This window comes from Alteromonas sp. ABH4_456 (assembly GCF_056160645.1).
Genome location: NZ_JBSWXO010000012.1, coordinates 68075 through 90264 on the forward strand (window position 1 = coordinate 68075; position 22190 = coordinate 90264).

The following is a 22190-nucleotide window of genomic DNA, read 5'->3' on the forward strand; positions in this document are numbered from 1 at the left end:
TCCCTGTTAGTGTCCAATGGACTGAATGTTCGACTGTACTTTATGGTCGATAGTAAAGCCCAGCTTTTTCAGTCCCCGCTGAACATCTTTATCCTTCATAAAAGTGTTCCACAACAGAGCTGTCCGGTAGTTTTCTATCATACCTACAATAGGCCCCTGATCGATGGCCAGATAGGTATTTCTTACCTGGGTTTCCGGATTGTCTGACACACTTAAATTAATGCCGTCGAAAAAGCCCATCCGGCCAAACATGTGGCGGCCATGGTTACGGTAAAGGTTTTTCAGTACTTTCATCGACTCAGCCGGTGTATACGGCATAGAGGATAAGGCGGCCGTTGGCGAAATAGTGCCGTGATCCCGTTCAGCGCCCGGTGCATGTGCCGTATAACCCACCGGCACCATATCACCGGCTGTCAGCCCCCAGAGATCTTCACCATAGCCCTGCCAGCCAAAGGGATTATCAATACAGTACGCACGGTTTATCAGTGTATGGCGTTTGTTTTGCTCCCAGTAATTCGTGTAGCGATCACGCAAGCCTCTCGGATCCAGCCCCATGAAGCTGTAATGAGCAAAGAACAGAGGGCCCCCCATGTTCACTTTATTACCCAGCGGTAATGTCATACCATAATAGGTTGAGTAGTTTCTGAATTCTTTGACTTCCCAGCCCCCCCAGCCTTCGTGGTAAGGTTCAGCGGAAATAGCATTAGTCGGGGATGACGCAGCAAGAATGTAGACAATCAGCGCCTCATTGTAGCCTTTGATAGGGTGATTCATTTTCCAGCCGTAATTTTTCGACCAGTGCCAGTACAGAATATCTTTGCCCTGTGTATACCATTCCCAGTCCATGTCTTCCCACAATGCAGTAATGCGATTACGTAAACGCTGCTCTTCTTTATCATCGCCGTTGAAATACTGACGGGCAGTCAGCAGACCCTGCATCATAAATGCGGATTCAACAATATCGCCGCCATCATCGTATTTACTGAAGTTAAAAGCATTCAAATCATCTGCGGTATACCAGTGTGCCCACATGCCCTTGAAACGCTCGAACTGTTCCAGGTGGTCTGTCATTTTGTTCAGTCTCGCCACAGCCGCCTTGCGGGTTACCCAACCCCGTTCCGCAGCAGTGATGATGGCAGCAATACCAAACCCTGTACCACCGGTTGTCACGATGTCACCATCCTGGTCCATGAAGGGAATGCGTTCCCGCGCCATGCCACTGGAAGGTTCAGCATGGTCCCAGAAATAGCGGAAAGTATAACGCTGCACCATATCCAGCAGCTCATCATCGGTAAAATCGCGGGTTTTGGCTTCTCCTGACGCCAGTTCTGTTTCTGTATCGCCGTTTACTTCCATAAGCCGGTATTGCAAGGTCAGATTAGTGCCCAGATCACGGACAAAATCCATGGCAAATGCACTGTTCGTTTCCAGTCGCGTGTGCCAGTTCTTGCCGTCCTGCGTTACCTGAACACGAAAGCGGGTACCTTCTTCATGCAATGATTCCCAGTTCAGTTCTACGTGACTGTCGTAACCGGTTATCTGCCATCCGGCAGCGAATACGGGCAGATTAAATAAAGTGATAATGGCGAAAATTGCGCCGGAAAAGCGTTTACTGTTCATGCTGTCTGGCCTCTGATTAAGGTCATGTTTTTTATTGATAAAGTCGGGGCAGTCATGCTGCCCCGTTTTGAATTAAAATATCTGATGTTTGCGTTGTTACATCAGAAGCGCCAGCCTGCTGACAGCTTCAACTGACGTTTTCCGCCGTTAGTTGCCGCAGTCATATTCGGCTGCTGGAAGTTACTTTCATCAGGATTCAGATAGAACGTGTTGTAGTTATTTTCGTTAAACAGGTTCTGAACATCAAAACGAATCCAGGCGACGGAGTTCTCACTGATATAATCTGTCGGGAAGTCTTTACTCAGTGCCAGATCAAAGCGTGAATAGTCACTGGCCGGTGGCTCTGCCCGGCGGAAAGCACACTGGTCATTTTCATCACACAGGGTGTATTGATAAATAGTTTCAGAAGACCAGGTGTATTTGGCAGTGAGCGCCACATTCCAGGGTAAGTCGTAAGAACCGGTAAGCACAACCCGGTGATCAGGCACGCCTACAGACTTGTTCCAGCCGTAATCGCTGACTGACTCATAGTCAAAAGCATAGACTTCACTGTAAACACGGTTTTCTTCCGCATCAGTGAAGGTGTAAGCGATGTTCACGCCCCAGCCGTCTTTATGAGAACGGTTCAGTTTAAAGTAGAGGTTATTCGCGCGGGTTTCACCGTCGTTAGTTCCGATGATCAGACTGCCCCAGCCCGGAATACCGTATCCCCAGGGTGAGCCCCAGTTGGTGCCGGGTTGAAAAAATTCGCCGTCTGGCAAGCGGTTGCCCAGCAGCCAGTTAAAGCCATTTTTACTCACCGTTCTGGCAATACTGATTTCTGAGTTCCAGTCACCGAACACACTGCGTACACCTAAACTCATTTGATCGGAGTACGGCATCTTTAAATCGTTAGGCAACAGATGACGGCTGCCCCTCACCTCTGTGCTGCTGATTAAAGAATCCAGCCCAGCCTGCGTGAGATAAACCGGGTCCCATGCCACACAATTTGACGATGAAGCATCACACTGATTAGCACTGTCACCCTGAAAGAAGTATTCCGCCGTAGCAAACGAACCGGAGCTTTGTTCCAGTTGCATAAAATCGAACTGATTACGATCATAGGAACGGCCATAGCCACCGAACAGCATATGGTTACGGTCTTCGTCCATCACATAACTGAAACCGAGACGGGGCTGCCATGCACCGGTGAAGTATTCTCTCTCGCTGCCGGTACTGATGTAATTTTCAATATCAAAATTGGCGTTCTGAATGTTCTCCCAACCCCGTAAGGCACCGACTAATTCATCCGGCGTCTGATAGTCTTTGTAGCTTGGGGTTTCTTCGTAATCCCAGCGGATCCCGATGTTCAGCGTTAACCTGTCAGTAACTTCCCAGTCATCCTGAATATAAATACCGAACTGACGGTTTTTCGCTTTTACAGCACCGCCCACTGAATCGTCTGCCGGGATCCCCCACTGCACGCGATAGGGCTGCACGATGTCGAAGTTGCCCTGACCATTAAATTCAACGTTGTAGTAATACTGCGGATTGATTGGCTGTTGCTGTATGGTGCGTAATTCGATGTCTTTGTATTTAAAGCCGGCTTTAATAACGTGATAACCGTGCCAGTCCAGATCAAGCCAGGTGAAATCGTTTTGGATCCCCCACCCTTTCTGACCTTTTTCCTGATAGTCCTGCCCGCCGCCAACGTTGATGATTGACTGCTGCGCTGCGGTCACTAAACGCATGCCGGGTTCATCAGTGAAAGCACGGGGATTCCAGGCAGCATCTTCATAAGTCAGCCGGAATTCGTTCTGCCAGGCATCGGCTGTGTAGGTATATTTCATGTGATAACGGTGGTCTTTTACCTCGCGGTCCACACCGTATTCATAGGCATTGGCGCCGCCAAATCCGGATACATCACTTTCATCCCGTAATTTCACGGACAATTCCAGCGCCTGGTCAGCATTGATCATCCAGTCAATTTTTCCGAAAAACAGATCTTCCTCAAAATCAGAAGCAAAACCGCCGATCTGAGATGCGTATTCATCGGGCAAAGTGACAAAGTTAATCCCTTCTCCACCGATCACATCCTGAGGCTGGGCAATGGTTTTCTTCTCGTAAGATGCTAAAAAGTGCAGCTGATCTCTGATAATGGGGCCGGCAAAGGTTGCACCGGCGTGACGGATGAGTGAGCGGGTTTTCCCCTGCGTTTCGTTTGGTTCTGCCTCACGGAGTCCTTCATCGGTGTAGTCGACAAAGAAGTCACCTTCAAATTCGTTGGTACCCGAACGGGTGACGGCAGTAATGGCTGTACTGCCTACCTGGTCATACTCGGCTTTGTAGTTTTGCGTAATCACCTTGTATTCGCCAATGGCACTTTGCGGGAACGGATTTCCCCGGCTGGAGTCCTGACCGGTGACACCGCCTTTAAGGACATAATCTTTCTGGCTCACACCATCAAGAAACACGTTAACACTGCGCTGGTGCTGAGCCCCGCCGCGCAGACTCACGCTGCCGTCGGAGGAGGTATTTACCTGCACGCCCGGCGCAAGATCAGCAAAGGCCAGAAAGTTTCGGTTATTCTGTGGCAGGCGCATCATCATTTCAGGGGTGATATTGGTGCCGATTTCTCCTCCGGAGAATGCCTCAATGCGGGTACCTGACACTGTGATGACTTCCATATTGTCATCTCCGCTGGCTGCCACATCAAAATTCAGTCGCGCTGTCTGCCCTACGCGAAGAGTGATTTCTTCAACATCACCGTCCACGATAACCTGATAAGTACCGGGTTTCAGACCAACAAACACATAGGAGCCGTCTTCACGGGTAGTGGTTTCACTGACATATCCCCGTTTGGTATCACGGGCCATGACCTTCTTGCCGGCCAACGATTCGGTGGTGCTCTCTACTTTACCCCGCAGAGTGGCTCTTTCAATCTGTGCCAGTGCCGGAAAACTGCTGATCCCCGCTGAAGCGATGGCAATAGTCAGGGCGCTGCGCTTCAGCCAGTGTGGTGTCTTTTTCATTGTGTCTCTCCATAAAATAGTGGCCGGCTTCATATCCACGATCCATCTGTTATGGCCTGTTGCCGGTAACGCTCACTGAGCGGAGGATCTCTGTCCTTTTTTGCTCAGCCTGGTCATGTCACTGTCGATACGCTTTCCCTGATTGCACAACTACCACCCTATGGAAACCGATTTCATCAACAAACCAATAAAACGCAGGATAGATCCAATGAAAACCAGGTGAAAAGGATACGATCCGGCGTCTGGGATCCAAATCTACATTAGCCTTTAGTCTAAAGTCAAATACAAAAAATTAACAAACCCGGTTCACTAAAGTAACCTGCAAACCCTACTTAAACATTAAAATACATGAACTTATAGAAATACGACTTTTACAAAAATGTTAATACGGATGAGGTAATAGAGAGGTTCAACAAACCGGCAGGTTGGAAGGAGAAGACAAGCGGGCACTAAGCATTGCCGGAGAGTCAGGGAATCTTGTTATGGTGGGATAAATCTGAGAATTTAAATCAAACCATTGATTTATATTAACTTAAAGAATAAATAAACAAACAATGAAACCGATTTCAATCACTTTTATTGCCTTTACAGTCCGAAACTGCCAAACTCACTGAAAAATATTACGTGCTGAAATACATAAAAGCTCAGTATCAACCGGTTTTTCCTTATCCCGACAACTCGCAGAACAAAGAGGATCAGGCTCATGAATAAACGTTTGCCGGCCCTGTCGAAAAGTGGCCATAAAGAACTGGCAATGAGTGATATCGCCATCAAAGCCGGCGTCTGCAAAGCGACGGTGTCACGGGCATTAAATACACCGGAGCGTGTAAGTGAAGCCACCCGTAATAAGGTGCTCGCCGTCGTCTCGGAAATGGGTTACACACCGAACAAACTGGCTGCCGGATTGCGTCAGGGAAAGTCGCGTAATATCGCCATTATGCTGCCGGATATTACCAATCCCTATTTTTCTCCGGTTATCCGCAGTATCGAGAACGTTGCTCACCGGCGGGGTTATTCAGTGATCCTGAACGATACGCAGGACAACCCGGTACTGGAAAAAACCTTCGCAGGTATGGTGAAGACCCGTCAGGTGGACGGCATCATCACGAATTCCAGCCGTATCCCCTTCGACATAGACCCGTCATTGCCCGTTGAAGAACAACTCCCGCCGCTGGTTAACGCATCTGAATTTACTGAAATTGACGGGATCCCCAAGGTAGGCGTAGACAATTACCGTATCGGCGTGGAAGCCACGGAACACCTACTCCGGCTGGGTCACCGTCACATCGGGATCATTGCCGGCCCTGATTCTATTAACAGTTCCCGTTTGAGAGAAACCGGCTTTCGTGATGCGATGAAGCAGGCCGGCATTCAGGTTGACGGGCGCCTGCTGTACCACGGTGATTTTTCCAGTCAGTCGGGGGTCGAAGGCGTACACCGTCTGATGCAGCAGCGCAACCGGCCTACCGCCATTTTCTGCTTCGGAGATCTCGCCGCCATCGGCGCAATGCATGCTCTAAGGGAACTGGAATATTGCATACCCGACGATGTATCCATTATCAGTGTAGACGGTATTGCTTTAAGCGAATATTGCGCGCCGCCGCTTACGACTATTGCCCAGCCAATGGAAAAAATTGGCGAAAAGATTGCACATATATTGCTGGATTTAATTGACGGTAACAGGCCGGCAGAACTGATGAATATTCTGCCCCATAAGCTGATAGTGAGGAAAAGTACCGGTCCTGTACCGCAACCCTGAAATTGTTGCTGTCAGCGCCTGGCCGGTTGTGCAAAGCAACTTATACCTGCTGAACTTTACCTGCCGGCGCAAGGCGGTTTGCAGTGAGAAACAGCAGTGCAATTACCGCTGCACCGGCCGCGACAGCGGCACTGAAATAGAAACTGGCTACCGGAGATATGGCCCAGATTTGTCCGCCGGCAGCAACGCCCGCAGCCTGTCCGCCACCGATACATACAGCACAGTATAATGCCTGCGCTTTGCCTTCATGGGCAGTGTGCACGCATTGCTTGAACAGCAGCACCGCCACCGTATGAACTGCACTGAAAGAGACGCCGTGGAGTAACTGCAACAAAGTCAGCTCTGCAACATTGCCTGCCTGCATCCCTGTTCCCAACCAGCGAAAGGCTGTCAGACACAGGCTCACCAGCAAAATGAACCGTAAACTGAAGCGGCGCATAACCCAGGGCATAGCGGCAAACATCAGTAATTCAGACGCAACAGCGACAGTCCACAGATTGCCGGTAACGGCCGCACTGATACCTTCCTGCTTGAGAAACAGACTGTAATAGCCGTAATAGCTGCCATGACTGAAGTTCACCAGAAAGAACACCACCAGCAACAACCACAGCACCGGGTTTTGCCAGATCCCGCCGGGCTGTTCCAGATTGCCGTCCGGTTGTTCCTTTACCGGCTGGTCGCGATTGACCAACGTCATCAACCATAATGTGAACAGCAAGCCGGCGACAATGTAAGGCAACAATGCCACAGAATAAAGATTGATGATCTGTCCGGTAAGCCACACAGCGCTTAAGAAACCGAAGGAACCCCACAGTCTTATTCTGCCGTAACGGTGAGGATCTTTTCCCAGGTGATTCAGCGTGATAATTTCGAACTGGGCATTCAGTCCCTGCCAGCAGAACGCACTGGCACATACTGCCAGAACCAGCGCCCAGTAATGTTCAAAAAAGGCAAACACACACAGAAAAATCAGCGCTGCCGCTAAATTTCCGGCACGGATAACACGCAGGCGGGAAGATGCGCGGTCACACACCTCGCCCCACACGTAGGGAGCAATGAGGGTTGTCACCATCTGCAGTGCGGTGAGCTGTCCGGTCTGCCAGGCGCTGTAGCCCAGCGACTCCATAAACAGCATCCAGTAAGGCAGCATTGTGCCGAGTACCGCACAGACAAAAAAATAAACCCCGGACAGCCGCCAGTAAGGCACGGCCGGTTCGGGGTTTCTGCTGGTAAACATCCTTGTTCAGACTCAGTGCTACGGGGTAGTGTTACTGAGCTTAATAGCGTCTTCGTTGATAACCCGCACTTCACGCTGCGGGAACGGGATCTCAATATCGTGTTCGCGGAGGGTTTCAAATACCATCAGCAGCAAGTCACCGCCCACGCGGTTCTGACCGTCATCCACACCTTCCATCCAGAACTCGACGAACATGTTTACGCCGGAGTCACCAAAGCTGTCGATTTCACAATCCGGCCGGTATTCAATCTCCACGTCATCGCCGCTGATCACCTGAGGATGTTCACTCACGGCATCTTTAATGATTTCAACCATTGAGCGGATATCCGTTCTGTAAGCAACAGAGAAATCAATCCGGTAACGTTGTTTGGAATCTTTGTGCGTCCAGTTCACCAGCAACGAGTTGATGAACTTCTCGTTAGGCACCAGGATATCTTTACCGTCGTAAGTCTCCAGCACCGCATAACGCATTTTAAATTCACGGACAAACCCTTTGCTGCCGTCGTCCAGTTCAACGTAGTCACCGACAGTTAAAGAACGGTCGAGCAGGATAATAATACCGGAGATAAAGTTCGACGCGATGGACTGCAAACCAAGACCAAGACCCACACCCACAGCACCACCAAACACGGCCAGCGCAGTCAGGTTAATTCCCATGATATTAAGCAGCAACAGGAAGATAACGCAGAACAGCGCCACTTCGAACAGCTTGGCGAACACTTCTTTGGTGGTGACATCCAGCTTCTTATGGTTGCGGATAATATCCTTACCCATGGAGTTTGAAGCACGGCCAAGCCAGAACAGTAAAATACCGAAAATCAGCACACGGGCGATACCGTAAGCTGATACATCAACGTTACCCACGCTGAAAGAAACGGTTTGCAGTGCGCCGATAACTTTAGGCAGCACATCAATCAGATGAAGGAAAACTATGGGGATCCCCACCCAGCGCAGAAACGCCGCAATCCCTTTATTGGAGACGAACTCACGGATGCAGGAATGAATGAAGATCAGCACAGCGATAACCACTGCGATTTCCAGCAGCCATGCATCCAGCTGATATTGTTTGCCCAGTACCGAAGTCAGTTTCAGTAAGGTGATAGTAATAATAGGAAATAATGTGCCGCCGAGACGATACACAAACATTTGCAGTGAGTGTGCGCCTTCTTTCGGCTCCTGCCGTGTCAGCACAAACAAACTGCGGATCTTCCTTGATACCAGCCATCCCACCAAATAAATCGCCAGCAACGCAGCAACCTGATACAGGAAACCGGGGCTTACCACCGCTTCCTGTACGTGCTGAAACTGACTTTGTAACTCTGCAACAAAATTTTCCATCAATAAACCTGTTTGAGGATTTTTAACGGGCTTGTTGTATCGTCATTTACCGGTGTGGTAAAGCTTTTCCTTATATTATTTCAATGTTCTGCGACCAGTGCACTGAGTTCTGATTTAAGGATGTTCTTCCTGACCTTTCCGGCACCGGTACGGGGTAATGCGTCCAGCAACCGGACATGTTTGGGTAGTTTATAACGGGCCAGCCCTTTTTCCATTTCCCGTAATAAGCCTTCCTTATCGAAAGACTCATGACTCACCGAGGGCACCACAAACAGACAACCGGATTCTCCCCACTTTTCGTCCGGTACACCTATCAGCGCACATTCCAGTATTTGCGGGAAACGCAGTGCTACAGCCTCAACTTCAGCGGGATACACGTTCTCGCCGCCGGAGATGAACATATCTTTGATGCGATCCACAATCCGGATATAGCCGTCCTCATCGCTCACGCCAATATCACCGGTCTGAAACCAGCCGTCAGGTGTGAAACTTCGTTCATAAGCGCGGTGGTTCTTCCATACATCCACAAACAGGTTCGCACCCTTGATCTGTATTTCACCGGCTTCACCAAATGCCACCGGCTGATTACCCGGCCCGGTCAGCCGCACATCGATACGGTGTGTAGGTAAACCGACGTAACCGGCTTTCTGATCGATAATACGCATATCAAAACTCATCCCGAGCACGGTGCCGGCTTCACTCATGCCATACCCGTCCACGATGGGGATGCCGTCGTTTAACCATGCTTTGATCTGTACTTCCGGATGTGGCGCACCGCCTGTCAGCAGCGCTTTTAATCCCGTCATTTTAGACGCATCAAAATGTGCCAGTTGACGAAGGGCATTGGCCATTTGCGGGACACAGAAATAATGACTGACCGCCAGTTCAGGATCACACAACCGGTTAAAGGTACGTGCCGGCTCGAATCCGTCAGAAATGATTAACCGCCCGCCAAAGTAAAGCGCAGGACGCACACAGGAAATCAGGCCGATGACATGGAACATAGGTGTTTCGCACAAAAAGGTACTGTGTTCATCCACATGCCCCAGCAGCGCCATATTCTGCGTGGTTTCCATAATGGTTTGTTCGGTATGTACAATACCTTTAGGTAACCCTGTTGTGCCTGATGTGTACAGGATAAGCGAAGGTGCAGCTGCGTTCTCGCTACTGATAGCAGAGGGTGTCAGTTCGCTGACCAGATCAGGCAATGTGGAAAGCGCCACATAGGGCAAACCGGCACGGTCAGCCTCTTTATCGCCACATACCAGCGAAGGCTCGCAATCATCCAGCAATTGCATCAGTTCTTCCTGAGACAAACGCCAGTTCAGAGGAACAAATAATACCCCTGCCCGTCCGCAAGCCAGATGCAGCGCCACGGTTTCAGCAGAATTTCTCGCCAGACAAACCAGCCTGTCACCCTTATGCACACCTTGTTGTGACAACCAGGTCACCAGCCGGGAAACGAAACCGTCCCACGCTTCATAGGTCCAGCGACGCTGCGAGGTAATGTCGTACACCGCTTCGTCACCGGGACGCAGACGGGCCTGAAAAGAGAGAAAATCCATGCTGCTCACTCCGCTTACTTCTGCTGACTCTTATCGTATGCACCCAGACCCGGCTTATAGGTCTTGTCATCAATAAACTGCTTGATGCCTTCTTTGCGGCCATCGTTATCGAAGCTGTTTGCTGCTTCCTGCGCACGTACCAGATAGTCTTCCGCATTGTCGTAAGTCATTTCTTTCACGCGGCGGATGGCATCTTTTGTGGCTTTCAGGGCGACCGGATTTTTGCCTTTCAGCACATCACATACCGTCTGTACGCGGGCTTTCAGCTCACTCAGCGGTACCGCTTCGTTAACCAGTCCCCACTCAGCCGCAGTTTTACCGTCAATGTTCTCACCCATCATGGCGTGGTACATAGCTTTACGCAGTGGCAGCAAATCAGCCACGACCTTACTGGCACCGCCGCCCGGCAAAATACCCCAGTTAATTTCACTCAAACCGAATGTGGCTTCTTCGGCCGCAAATGCGAGATCACAGCCGAATAACGGGCCATACGCACCGCCAAAACACCAGCCATTGATCATGGCAACCGTTGGCTTGTGGTACCAGCGCAGACGGCGCCACCAGCCGTAAGCTTCTGACTGCGCCCTGCGTGTTGCGCCCAGGCCTTTCGCTTCGTTTTCTCGGAAATATTCTTTTAAATCCATGCCCGCACTCCAGGAAGTGCCTTCCCCTGTCAGCACCAGTACGGCTACATCGTCGCTGTACTCCAGCTCATCCAGTACCCGCATCATCTGGCGGTTCAGCGCCGGATTCATGCAATTGCGTTTTTCCGGACGGTTCAGGGCAACCCACGCCACCCCGTTTTCGATTGTCACCGCTACGGTGTTTGCTTCCTGATTTTCTGTACTCACAATCATTCCTTACTCAAAACGATAAAATTCAATACTTTAAAAAATTAAATGGGATAGTGGCCGGGTTCAGTTTCCACAGTGATCCAGCGCAGTTCTGTAAACTGGTCGATACCGGCTTTGCCGCCAAAGCGTCCATAACCAGAGGCTCCCACACCGCCGAAGGGCATTTGCGCCTCATCGTGCACAGTAGGGCCATTCACGTGGCAGATACCTGACCGAATTTTTCCGGCGACCTTCATGCCCCGTGCCGCATCGCGGGTGAATACCGCCGCACTCAGTCCGTACTCAGAATCGTTGGCAATTCGCACCGCATCCGCTTCGTCTTTTGCACGGATCATCGCCACTACCGGACCGAAGCTTTCTTCACTGTAAATCGCCATGTCCGCGGTGACTTTATCCAGCACCGTAGCCGGCATCAGTACCGATGTAGCTTTACCGCCGGTAAGGATCACAGCACCTTTGCTGACCGCGTCGTCAATCAGCCCGTTGACCTTTTCAACAGTTTTCTGGTCAATCACCGCACCCAACGGGGTGTTCCCTTCACGGGGATCGCCGGTTTTCATGGTGGATACTTTCGCTGCCAGCTTGTCGGCAAAAGCATCAGCCACCGCATCTACCACAACCAGACGCTCGGTAGACATACAGATCTGGCCCTGATTCATAAACGCGCCGAAGGAGGCCGCTTTCACCGCTTCGTCAAGATCAGCATCGTCCAGTACCAGCATAGGGGCTTTACCACCCAGCTCCAGCAAGCAGGGCTTCAGATGTTCTGCTGCCCGTTTTGCGATAATGCGGCCCACGGCGGTTGAGCCGGTGAAGTTAATGCGTTTTACCGGTTTGGCATCAATCAGCGCGCCCACAACATCTGCGGCATCTTCCGGCGCATTGGTGACGATATTTACTGTATTTTCAGGGAATCCGGCTTCTGCCAGCGCTTCGATGATCAGCGAATGAGTGCGCGGGCACACTTCCGATGCTTTTAAGATCACTGCATTGCCGCAGGCAAGTGCCGTGGAAATGGCGCGAACACCCAGAATAATTGGCGCATTCCAGGGGGCAATCCCCAGAATGACACCAACCGGAACACGCTGAGCCATAGCAACACAGCCAGGTTTGTCAGACGGGATAACTTCACCGCTGATTTGTGTAGTCAGTGAGGCGGCTTCACGCAGCATGGAAGTTGCTAACATCAGGTTGAACATAGCCCAGCCTGCAGTGGCGCCCGTTTCTTCCATCATGGCTTTGACGAAATCGTCTTTCTTACCTTCAAGGGCAATGGCAGCCTGAGACAGGATGGCACGGCGCTGGTTAGGGCCAAAACCGGACCAGATTTCAAAGCCTTGCTGTGCTTTTTCGGCAACAGCCTGCATGTGTGCACCTTTCATTGCCGGTGCCTCACTGGCAATTTCGCCGGTGAGCGGGTTTAAGCGGGTAAAGTTCATCAACACTCCGTTTTCCGGTGGATTAGTTATTTTGTGACGGCAGACAAAGTAGAATGCGTTGCTGCTCCCCGTCCGCCCTGTTTATTGTTTAAGAAATAAATCGCCAGTGTGGCTACCAGCGCGCCGGTGCCCATGGCAATGGCAACACCCTGCAGGCTGACACCATTTGTGAAAAGTAATCCGGCAACCACCGGGCTCAGTGCCGCACCACCGCGGCCGATACCAATGACCACGCCTGTGCCGCTTGCCCGCACGTTCGCCGGGAACGCCTGTGCCATTAGTCCGTACAGCCCTACAACACCGGCATTAGTGAAAAACCCTGTGGCTGCGGAGACCAGGGCCAGCGTGCTTAAATCGCTGTAGCCAATGCCGAATACCGACACCATCACGAAAGCCAGAATAAGTACCGGAATCATGGTGAGGCGCAAATTCAGTTTGCTGGTAAGCAGTCCCAGTAAAATGGCCCCCACCGCACCGCCCAGGTTTGCCCACACCAGCACCTGACCGGCCTGTGCAGCACCAAAGCCCATGTCCACCACAATTTTCGGGATCCATTTGAGAATAAAGTAGAACGTCATGATTTGTGCAAAGTACGCCACCATTAACAGCAGCGTGAGCTTGCGCATTTCAGGCGAAAACAGTGTGCTGTAACTGGATTTTTTGGCTGATACTGCCGGCGCAGGCAATGCATCCAGCAGAGGCTTTTTCATACGCTCAAGCATATGATTGACCTTGTTCAGGGTGTTTTCTTTCGGATGGTTAACCATGTACAGCAGAGATTCAGGCAACCAGAACGCCACCACCAGCATAAACAGACCGGTAATGCTGCCGCCGAAAATAAATACGGCACGCCAGGTGTGAGTTTCCAGCAACATTGACGCAATACTGCCGCCAAGCACTGCGCCGATGGGATAGCCAGTGGCCATTATAATGACGCAAAGGTTACGGCTTTTCTTATTCGCAAATTCCGATACCATGGCGTTTGTAGAAGCCAGCATACCGCCAATTCCCAAACCGGTAATGAAGCGGATGATCAACAGTGTCATCACGCTATCGACGAACGCTGCACCAAACATACCAGCGGTCATCAGTACCAGACAAAACTGAATCGTAGGTTTGCGGCCAAACTTATCGGCAATGCCGCCCAGAAAAATAGAACCGAAGGCCATACCCACCAGCTCCATGGCCAGCACCACACCCAGCTCGGCGCGGTTAATCCCCCACTCTGCCGCAATTCCCGGCGAAGCAAAGCTGATAGCCAGAACATCAAAGCCATCCAGCGCATTAAGAGAGATACAAATGATAATTGCCACCCATTGCACAGGGCTCAGTTTGGAATCATCAAGAATTGCAGTTAAAGACATAGTGACCATCCTCTAAGTCACATACGCAAAAAGAAAACAAGGTGTCAGGCGTAAATGACTTGTGTAATCGTTAAACACGATATTAACAATTAAACACATTCTGAGAATGGCATAAAGTGACTAATTACTTTGCAAAAAGTGACGCTATATATTTTATGCAAAGAATTTAAAATTTGCTGTCAGCCAGAAGCTGTTGTTAAGGTCCTTTGCGGACTGCCCGGTGGAGACCCGGAAGGCTCAAGCGGAACCGGTGAAGCCATGATACGATACGGGCGTATCAGCGGCAGCCAGTGCCATCTTATTACAAACCGATCATTTCCATCCTAAAGTGTCATCTTACACTTGTCGCTGTAAACCTGACTTCTGTCTGCTTCGTGAGCACAGTATGATTGCATAGCATGATTGTCGCCTTTACACTCAGTGCCACTTTGCCTGAAAATTTACAAGGATTATCAATGACGGACTCTTCCCGCAGACAATTTATGACCACCGCCGGAGCATTGGCAGCCGCCGCGGCCCTGCCCGCTTCTGCACAAGCTGCCTCATCAAACTGCTCGCTGGATGCGCCCGTACTCCACATAGTGTATTTCTGGCTGGCAAATCCGGACTCAGCGGAAGATAAAGCGATACTGATTAAAGGTTTGAAATCTCTTCAGGCTATTCCTCAGGTTCAGGCGCTGCACGTAGGTGTACCGGCCTCTACCCTGAAGCGGGATGTGATTGACAATAGTTTTCACGTGTCTGAATTAATGATATTCAACTCTGTAGAAGATCAGGATGCGTATCAAACCCACCCGGTTCACCTGAAGTTCGTAGAAGAATGCTCGCACCTGTGGGAACGTGTTGTGGTTCATGACTCATTGTCAGCCTGACTTGAGCCTGACCGCTGCCGGCCAGAGTAGAAAGATCCATTTTTTTCTTTAACAGGTCACGCAGCTTAAAATGCCACCAGAAATTTGTGAGAACAATAACATACTGAGACATAGCGTTTATGACTTTCAAACCGGAAACCAGTTACCCATGAAAACTGCTTTTCTCTTTTTAATCTTTTGTTTGTTCAGCCGGATGATTTGCGCCGGCGAATTCAGCGCCGCGAATATAGAAACCACCAAACCTTATCGTGCACCGGTAATGATTCAGGGGCCTATGCCCATTGAAGCTGAATATTTTGCCAGTCTTCTCACCGGCGTCACCATTGAGAAATCAGGCACCACCACCTTCTATAAAGGTTTGCTGAATAACTACCCTGTTGTGGTCGCGCAAACCGGCAAAGGCCTTGAGAATACCGCTGCAGCCACTGCGGTAGGCATCACCCGGTATCATCCTGTAGCCATTATTAATCAGGGCACTTCAGGCGGTCACGATCCGGCTTTGAAGGTCGGGGATATTGTGCTTGGCAAACGCGCACTGAACGCAGGGAATTTTAAAACCCCTTTCAGGGAAAAGGGTGAAGGCTCTGCGCCCTTAAGCTGGAAGCCAATGGACTTACTGGCCTCGTCAGGCAGTGCCGGTGAGGGGGAGTCAGCAAAGAAATCAGAGAGGGTCCGCTATTATATGGGTGACAGTAAACTGCTGGCATCCGCCCATGCCATAAGCGACAATTACAAACGGGGAAAAGTGACGGAAGGCACTATTGCCAGCGCAAATTTCTGGAATAACGAATTAGACCGGATTGCCTGGCTCCATGAACATTTCGGTACCAGTACAGAGGAAATGGAAACCGCCGCAGCGGCGCAGATTGCTCACGCGTATGATGTACCGTTTCTGGGAGTGCGGGTGTTATCAAACAACCTGACTAACGGCGGACACTACGATCCTTCAACGGCTAAGGACTGTCAGCAGTTTGTCCGTGACCTCGTTGTTCATTACATCGCATTATTAGAGGCGAAATAAGCAGACGGATTTTGAGCCGCAGGTTGCTGCGGCTCTTTTCAGTAAAGCCGGATTATTTAAGTTCGATATCACTGCGCGAAGGCAACGCATCAAACGCACCGTACTTTGATACCGCATGGGCGCCGCAGCGGGTAGCAAAACGCAAAGAAGACATAATGCTTTCAAAGTTGCCTGCCCAGGCTACAAAAGACGCTTTATCCTGTACTTCTTCTGCCAACGTAAATAAGAACCCGCCCACAAAGGCATCACCGGCTGCTGTGGTATCTACTGCACTGACCGGTGGTGTAGGATAAATACCGTTTGTGTCGTGACTGTAAAAGGCCACCGGATTTGCGCCATCCGTAACCAAAACCAGCGACACACCGCAGTCCACCCAGCTCTGAATTTGCCCGTCGATATTCGACTCGCCATACAGTTCAATGAGTTCCTCTTTACTGGCTTTTATCACATCCACCTGTTTAGCCGTTTCGTCGATAAAATACGGTGCCAGGGAAGGCTCTGCCCAGAATGCAGGACGTAAATTAATATCCAGACACAAAATGCTGCCTGCCGCTTTGAACCCGTCAATAGCAGACAAGGTGACTTGGCGTAAATCCGGCGTGCTCACTGAGCCCGAGCAGAAACTGACAATGCGGGGTTTCTCAAATAATGCAGGCACCAGGTCTGCTTCTGAGATATCAGTATGGGCTGCATTGTCGATATAAAAATCGAAAGATCTTTCACCGTCGCCATCAAGGCCGACAAAAGCCAGAGCGGTTTTTCCTTTTTCAGAATACGTAGTGAAAGCAGTATTCACCTCAAGGGCTTCCAGTGTACGGTGCAGATAATGACCAAACTGATCTTTCCCCAGCTTACCGAACAGATAGCTTTCGCCACCCAGTTTGGAAACTGCAACAGCCACATTCGCAGGTGCGCCACCGGCAAATTTTCTGAAGCTTTCCGTTGCGTCTGTAATTCCGGGCTGTCCCTTGTCGGACAGCATGTCGATTAAGGCTTCTCCCATGCATAACACTTGCATTTGCATTCTCCTTACTGATTGTGCAACAGATAAAACCGGCTTACTGGAAAAGCAAACCTGCGAGATTGATATCAAAGCGCAGCCCCAGCACCACGGCATCACTTAAGTCTTCCTGTCTGGCTTTGTCGCCAAACTGATCGGGATTAACGATGTAATGGATGTTGGGCTGAATGCGGATGTTGTCGTTCACATGAATGCCGTAACTCAGTTCCATCATCGCCTGCATACTGGCGGGACGGCCTGAACCTTCGTTAAGGTTGCGCAAAATAAACTGGTCTTCAATGGCGTCATGACTGTAATGTTGTTCTGTATACACAAAGGCGACCGTATCTTTATCGCGGCCCGGGAATGTCCCCCGCTTCACAAAACCGGCCTTAAAATAAAAATCTTCAATCAATTCACCGGAGGTGCCGGTAAGCACAGCACCAAACAAGGTGACGCTGCGCTGAGAGTTCAGGTCAGGTCTCAACACGGTCTGTTCGAATCTTGCAAATACACCGGAACGGCCATTGCGGGTGGCGTAATCATTTCCGCTCAATGCGGCATAGTCACCGTTCTCGTCCTTTGACGGATCGGTATAATCAGCACCGTCATACCAGCCGCCCACTTCATAGCGGCGCGGATAGTCATCATTGTCCCATGTCGTCTGATACCCCAGCGTGACAGGTACCACCACCCCGGTAGAATCTTCAACTCCCCAGTCCAGGCCATGATCATCTGACGCCTGGTGAGGCGTATTTTCTTCGTAAACACCGGCATGGAAATAGGTTTTGTCGTTCAGCCAGAATTTAGCATGACCACCCCAGCTGGACACCGGCCACCAGGTAAAGTTACTGGTACGGAACACGAATGTGGGATTGCCGCACGCAGAGTTAGTCTGAAAATACTGACACAGCTCGGAACCCAGAAAACTGATATTGGCGACAGTGCGGCCGGCTTCAACCTGAAGTTGCCCGTCAAGAAAGTGCTTTTCTACGGTAAAACGGGCCAGACGACTGTTCTGTCCGCCATAAATTTCCTGCACCGATGTACTGTTACCAATGTATTTTGGTGCAAGGTTTTGTCCATGACGGTTAGTCACTGCCACATGGATTGTGGTGTCTTTCCAGTCAGATGCCTTCTCCATGTCGAAATCTGCACCCACAAAAAGCTGCCCGGCATAGGCGCTGCCCCTCTGTTTTCCGCCATTCACATTCGCTGCCGCTTCGCCGGTATAGCTGGCCTGGAAATTAAGGTAATCAGGCATGTCCTGTGCACTTACCTGCCCGAAGGCAAGAAGCAGAGCGATGGTTGCACCACAGGTTGAACCGGCCTGAGACACCTTTGTCATCAGCGGTTTACGGGAGGAAATTTCAGATATCAATGAAGGAAAAAAACGCATGCAGCATCCCCTGGCAAAGTGTGATTACAATCCACAACACGATCACACCGTGTTAACAGTGACTTCAAGGAGACGCAATTTAATGCAGCTGAATTATTAAATCAACTATATTTATTTAATAATTATTGACGAATTGTTAAAGACTGTACTGCGCGAGTAAGGGCAAATTGGCGCTGCCAAAGGACTGGGCATCCGCCCCGACCGAGCCTCCGCGTAAGATTAACGAAGATAATCCCCGGAAGTCAGCAGACTGTAACAGATGCCCGCAGCGACTGAGCAATTCTGTTTTGATGTTGTCCGGCAGAGCGCCTTCAATAACCACCGCATCAAGGTCCAGAAAGGCATGGGCACTCATGGCACTGTGCACAATGCCGGTAGCCACAGAGTCCAGCCATTCACTGATCCCGGGCACATCTTCAGGCCATACTTGTTGCCTTCCATGCAGGAATGCCGTGTCCTGCCCCGCCTCTTTCAGGGTTTTCTCCAGCAGGTATATTGATGCCACATCAAGAAGCTGGCCGCCGGCAAGACTGCCCGGATAAGGCAGAGATCCCACCGCACCGGCATTACCGTGACGACCGGTATGTAACTGCCGGTTCAGTACCATACCTCCACCGATGAAGGTGCCGACAAAGCAATACAGGTAATCGTTGAGATCCCGGTGTTCACCAAACCAGAGTTCGGCAGCACAGGCTGCGGTGTCATCGTTGCACAGATAAACTGGCAAATCGGTGATCTTCTGAATGGCAGCAGGAACATCAAAGTCCTGCCACTCCAACAATGCCTCCTCCGGCGCGCCGGCCTGCTCGCTCCAGCGCCAGATTTCAAATGGCATGGCAACACCCACACCGCTCACACGCAGTTTTTCCCCGTCACTCAAAGTAGATAACATCGCCCGTATCCCCTTTTCTGCGAAGCGGATCATGGCATCCACTGCCGGATAATCCCACTGTTCCCGAAGTGACGAGCGTACTTTGCCGCAAAAATCGATGAGGGTGATCTGAATACTCCGGCGACCAATTTTGATACCGATCCCGAAAGCCCCGTCTGCCTTAAGAGAGAAGGGTACAGTGGGTTGTCCCCGCTTACCTCTTTGGGGCTCCCCGCGCAACAACAGCCCGTCTTCTTCCAGTTTATTGATTATTACAGTGGCGGCCTGGGCTGACAGGCCTGTTTCATTGGCTATACGGGCTTTGGGCAATTCCTGATGCTGACGGATCAGCGTCAGAATGCGGCGTTCGTTCAGTGCCCGCAGACCAGACTGGCCTTTCAGCGGGGTGCTTTTTTGCCAGAATCCATGGGGTTCAACTTGCTGGCCGGAAGAATTTGCAGGCATATGAGACATCTTATTTTCATTAAATCAACAACGTATAGTAGTCCTTCCATTCCCTGCTGCCTAGTCCCCTGGCAAAATGCCTCTTTAAAGTCATCCGGGAGAAAGAAAAACAATTAAATAAATTATGTTGATTTATTGACACATAAAATTTTTGTTGTTTAAATCGCTTAACTAATTGTTTACATGCTGAGGAATGTCCGTGCAAAAACGCGCGCCACTGGTTTCTAAAGAAACGCTTGTCCCATTCATTTTGCTCACCATCTGCTTTGCAGCCTGGGGCGTTGCCGCCAACATGACGGACCCGCTGGTAAAGGTATTCAGTAAAATATTTACCATGTCGTCATTACAGTCTGCACTGGTGCAGTTCGCCTATTACGGCGCTTACTTTTGCCTGGCAATTCCCGCAGCATTCATTAACAAACGGTTTTCCTACAAAACAGGTGTGTTAACAGGCCTGGGCTGTGCTGCTACCGGCGCGTTTCTGTTCTACCCCGCCAGCCAGACCATGACTTACGGCTTCTTTCTGGCGGCGCTGTTTGTTCTTGCCGGCGGTCTGTCGATTCTGGAAACCTCAGCCAACCCTTATGTTATGGCTATGGGATGCGAAAAAAGCGCTACCCGCCGCTTAAACCTGGCTCAGGCGTTTAACCCTGTGGGCACAAACTTAGGGGTTTTCCTGGCGGCAACTCTTATCTTACCCAACCTTAATCAGGCTTCAGCGGAAGAGCGGGCGGCTATGTCGGTTGCAGAATTAAAATCGGTGATTGGCACTGAGCTCGACGCCGTTATGTTGCCTTACGTAGGCATGGCCTGTGTACTGGTGCTGGTATGGATTGCCATTGCATGTATTAAAACGCCGGTGAACGAGTCCACAGAATCCCGCAGTGAAAATGTGCAGCTGGGCGCATCACTGAAACGTTTGCTGGGTAACCGTCACTATCGTTTAGGTGTGCTGGCTCAATTCTTTAATGTAGGCGCGCAAACCTGTGTATGGACTTTCACAATCCAGTACGCCATGAAAGCCGTGGGCGGTAATGAAGTAGATGGCGGACAAATTCTGCAGTACAGCATGATTGTGTTTCTGATTTCCCGTTTTGTGATGACCTGGCTGATGCAGTTCCTTTACCCTGCCCGCCTGCTGATGATCATGTCATTAGTTGCCGCAGGCCTGTGTATCATCATGACTCAGTCACCGGATTTCATTGGCGTCATTTCACTGGTATCAATCTCTGCCTGTTTGTCTTTAATGTTCCCGACAATTTACGGCATCGCACTGGACGGACTGGGCGAAGACACCAAACTGGGCGCGGCGGGTCTGGTCATGGCCATCCTCGGCGGTGCAATTCTGCCACTGTTCCAGGCTGCACTTATCGATTCATCCGGCATCGTTGTGTCATATATCGTACCGGCCATCTGCTTCCTGCTGGTCGCCGGCTACGGATTGTTCGATATCAAGTCTCACCCTACACGGGTTGCCCATTCTGACGGTTCTGAAAAGGTTACGTCAGAAGAGCAGTTAATGGCGAAGTAACGGGCGCGGACGATTAATAAAAATGTATAGAAAGGCGACGGTTGTCGCCTTTTTTTGACAGGCATTTAGTGGCTGTGGCAGCCAACAAGCATGAAATCAAGTGCTCCGGTGAAGCAAATCAATTCGACAAAATGGCTATGTTACTCAGTGTTGCCATGCGGGCTCCAGGAACTCCTCTTTTATCCTCTCTTTATCTGTTATAAGCCCACTTTTTCTGTTCCAGTATCGATAGAACGCTTCTCTATCTTCCTGAGCGAAGATCTCAAAACTGCCCAATTTTTCTTGCTCTTTTAACCAGTTATGGAATGCATCGTAAGCTTCCATTCCTCGCTGTTGCAACAAGATGCGACCACCACCATAATTTTGATAAAAGTAAACTTGAAATTTCCTGTGGGGTAATACGAAATCAGCCATCCGCTCATCCATGGGCCGCGAATTTTCATAACTATCGGGTATTTCTTCGATGCCATGCTCTACCTCTTCATCCGAAAAGCCCCTAGCCTTAGCTGCTTCTCTGAAGCTCGATATACGCTCTAGCTCTTCTTTCTCGCTGTCTATTTGGCTGGCCAATTGTTGTTTATTAAACCAAATTTTAAATTTTTCCCTTTCTTTCGTAGTGGGCTCAAAAGATAAATGATTCCCGGCTATATACTTTTCCAACAATGTAGGAACAATTAAGCTATCCAGGCTTGTTGCCTCTCCATCTTCTTCACCCGACAGGTCAGACTGATAAATCGTTTGATCAAATATTCTGGCGACAGCCTTTTCACCTGCATGGCTCGATGGAAAAACAGATGTAAACAACAGAAAAAATACAGCATGCAAAACCTTCATTCATTAATCC

The 22190-nt window shown here is 50.2% G+C and carries 16 protein-coding genes; 4 read left to right on the plus strand and 12 right to left on the minus strand.

Annotated elements, in window-relative coordinates; translation table 11 throughout:
* Positions 1-6 precede the first annotated feature (6 nt).
* Together ACXAG2_RS16940 and ACXAG2_RS16945 are read right to left on the minus strand one after the other, a co-directional pair.
* Positions 7-1620, minus strand: coding sequence for a glucoamylase family protein (locus ACXAG2_RS16940; RefSeq protein ID WP_474868916.1), 1614 nt, complete (start codon positions 1618-1620; stop codon positions 7-9).
* Between the two features lie 101 nt (positions 1621-1721).
* Entirely contained in the window at positions 1722-4631 is a 2910-nt protein-coding gene (locus tag ACXAG2_RS16945; RefSeq protein WP_474868918.1) for a TonB-dependent receptor domain-containing protein, read from the minus strand.
* Between the two features lie 703 nt (positions 4632-5334).
* Between ACXAG2_RS16945 and ACXAG2_RS16950 the strand changes: the two genes are divergently transcribed.
* Positions 5335-6390 carry a LacI family DNA-binding transcriptional regulator gene (locus ACXAG2_RS16950; RefSeq protein ID WP_474868921.1) on the plus strand — a complete coding sequence of 352 codons (1056 nt, stop codon included), beginning with the start codon at positions 5335-5337 and terminating at the stop codon, positions 6388-6390.
* Between the two features lie 40 nt (positions 6391-6430).
* Here ACXAG2_RS16950 and ACXAG2_RS16955 read toward each other — a convergent pair whose 3' ends face one another.
* The 6 genes from ACXAG2_RS16955 to ACXAG2_RS16980 form a co-directional block, all read right to left on the minus strand.
* Complete coding sequence (locus ACXAG2_RS16955) at positions 6431-7627, minus strand: MFS transporter (RefSeq protein WP_474868924.1); 1197 nt, start codon at positions 7625-7627, stop codon at positions 6431-6433.
* Between the two features lie 18 nt (positions 7628-7645).
* Entirely contained in the window at positions 7646-8965 is a 1320-nt protein-coding gene (locus ACXAG2_RS16960) for a mechanosensitive ion channel family protein (RefSeq protein ID WP_119502407.1), read from the minus strand.
* An 80-nt stretch (positions 8966-9045) separates the two neighbouring features.
* A complete protein-coding gene (locus ACXAG2_RS16965; protein WP_474868926.1) occupies positions 9046-10530 on the minus strand; it encodes an AMP-binding protein in 1485 nt (494 codons plus the stop codon).
* A 14-nt stretch (positions 10531-10544) separates the two neighbouring features.
* Positions 10545-11381 carry a p-hydroxycinnamoyl CoA hydratase/lyase gene (locus ACXAG2_RS16970; protein ID WP_474843346.1) on the minus strand — a complete coding sequence of 279 codons (837 nt, stop codon included), beginning with the start codon at positions 11379-11381 and terminating at the stop codon, positions 10545-10547.
* A 44-nt stretch (positions 11382-11425) separates the two neighbouring features.
* Entirely contained in the window at positions 11426-12823 is a 1398-nt protein-coding gene (locus ACXAG2_RS16975) for an aldehyde dehydrogenase (protein WP_474847430.1), read from the minus strand.
* A gap of 26 nt (positions 12824-12849) precedes the next feature.
* Positions 12850-14187: an MFS transporter gene (locus ACXAG2_RS16980; RefSeq protein ID WP_474868929.1), complete on the minus strand. Its 1338-nt coding sequence runs from the start codon at positions 14185-14187 to the stop codon at positions 12850-12852.
* Between the two features lie 455 nt (positions 14188-14642).
* Here ACXAG2_RS16980 and ACXAG2_RS16985 point away from each other — a divergent pair, with 455 nt between their 5' ends.
* Positions 14643-15059 (plus strand): Dabb family protein, encoded by a 417-nt coding sequence (locus ACXAG2_RS16985; RefSeq protein ID WP_474843352.1) that lies wholly within the window; start codon positions 14643-14645, stop codon positions 15057-15059.
* Positions 15060-15207: 148 nt separating this feature from the next.
* Positions 15208-16080 (plus strand): 5'-methylthioadenosine/S-adenosylhomocysteine nucleosidase, encoded by an 873-nt coding sequence (locus ACXAG2_RS16990; protein WP_474868931.1) that lies wholly within the window; start codon positions 15208-15210, stop codon positions 16078-16080.
* Between the two features lie 52 nt (positions 16081-16132).
* Here ACXAG2_RS16990 and ACXAG2_RS16995 read toward each other — a convergent pair whose 3' ends face one another.
* From ACXAG2_RS16995 to ACXAG2_RS17005, 3 genes are all read right to left on the minus strand, one after another.
* A complete protein-coding gene (locus tag ACXAG2_RS16995) occupies positions 16133-17098 on the minus strand; it encodes a carbohydrate kinase family protein (RefSeq protein WP_474868934.1) in 966 nt (321 codons plus the stop codon).
* A 40-nt stretch (positions 17099-17138) separates the two neighbouring features.
* Positions 17139-18479 (minus strand): carbohydrate porin, encoded by a 1341-nt coding sequence (locus ACXAG2_RS17000; protein WP_474868937.1) that lies wholly within the window; start codon positions 18477-18479, stop codon positions 17139-17141.
* Positions 18480-18615: 136 nt separating this feature from the next.
* Positions 18616-19824 (minus strand): ROK family transcriptional regulator, encoded by a 1209-nt coding sequence (locus ACXAG2_RS17005; RefSeq protein ID WP_474868940.1) that lies wholly within the window; start codon positions 19822-19824, stop codon positions 18616-18618.
* 190 nt (positions 19825-20014) lie between these two features.
* Between ACXAG2_RS17005 and fucP the strand changes: the two genes are divergently transcribed.
* A complete protein-coding gene (gene fucP / locus ACXAG2_RS17010; protein WP_474868943.1) occupies positions 20015-21346 on the plus strand; it encodes an L-fucose:H+ symporter permease in 1332 nt (443 codons plus the stop codon).
* A 144-nt stretch (positions 21347-21490) separates the two neighbouring features.
* Here fucP and ACXAG2_RS17015 read toward each other — a convergent pair whose 3' ends face one another.
* Positions 21491-22180 (minus strand): hypothetical protein, encoded by a 690-nt coding sequence (locus tag ACXAG2_RS17015; RefSeq protein ID WP_474868946.1) that lies wholly within the window; start codon positions 22178-22180, stop codon positions 21491-21493.
* Positions 22181-22190: the final 10 nt, after the last annotated feature.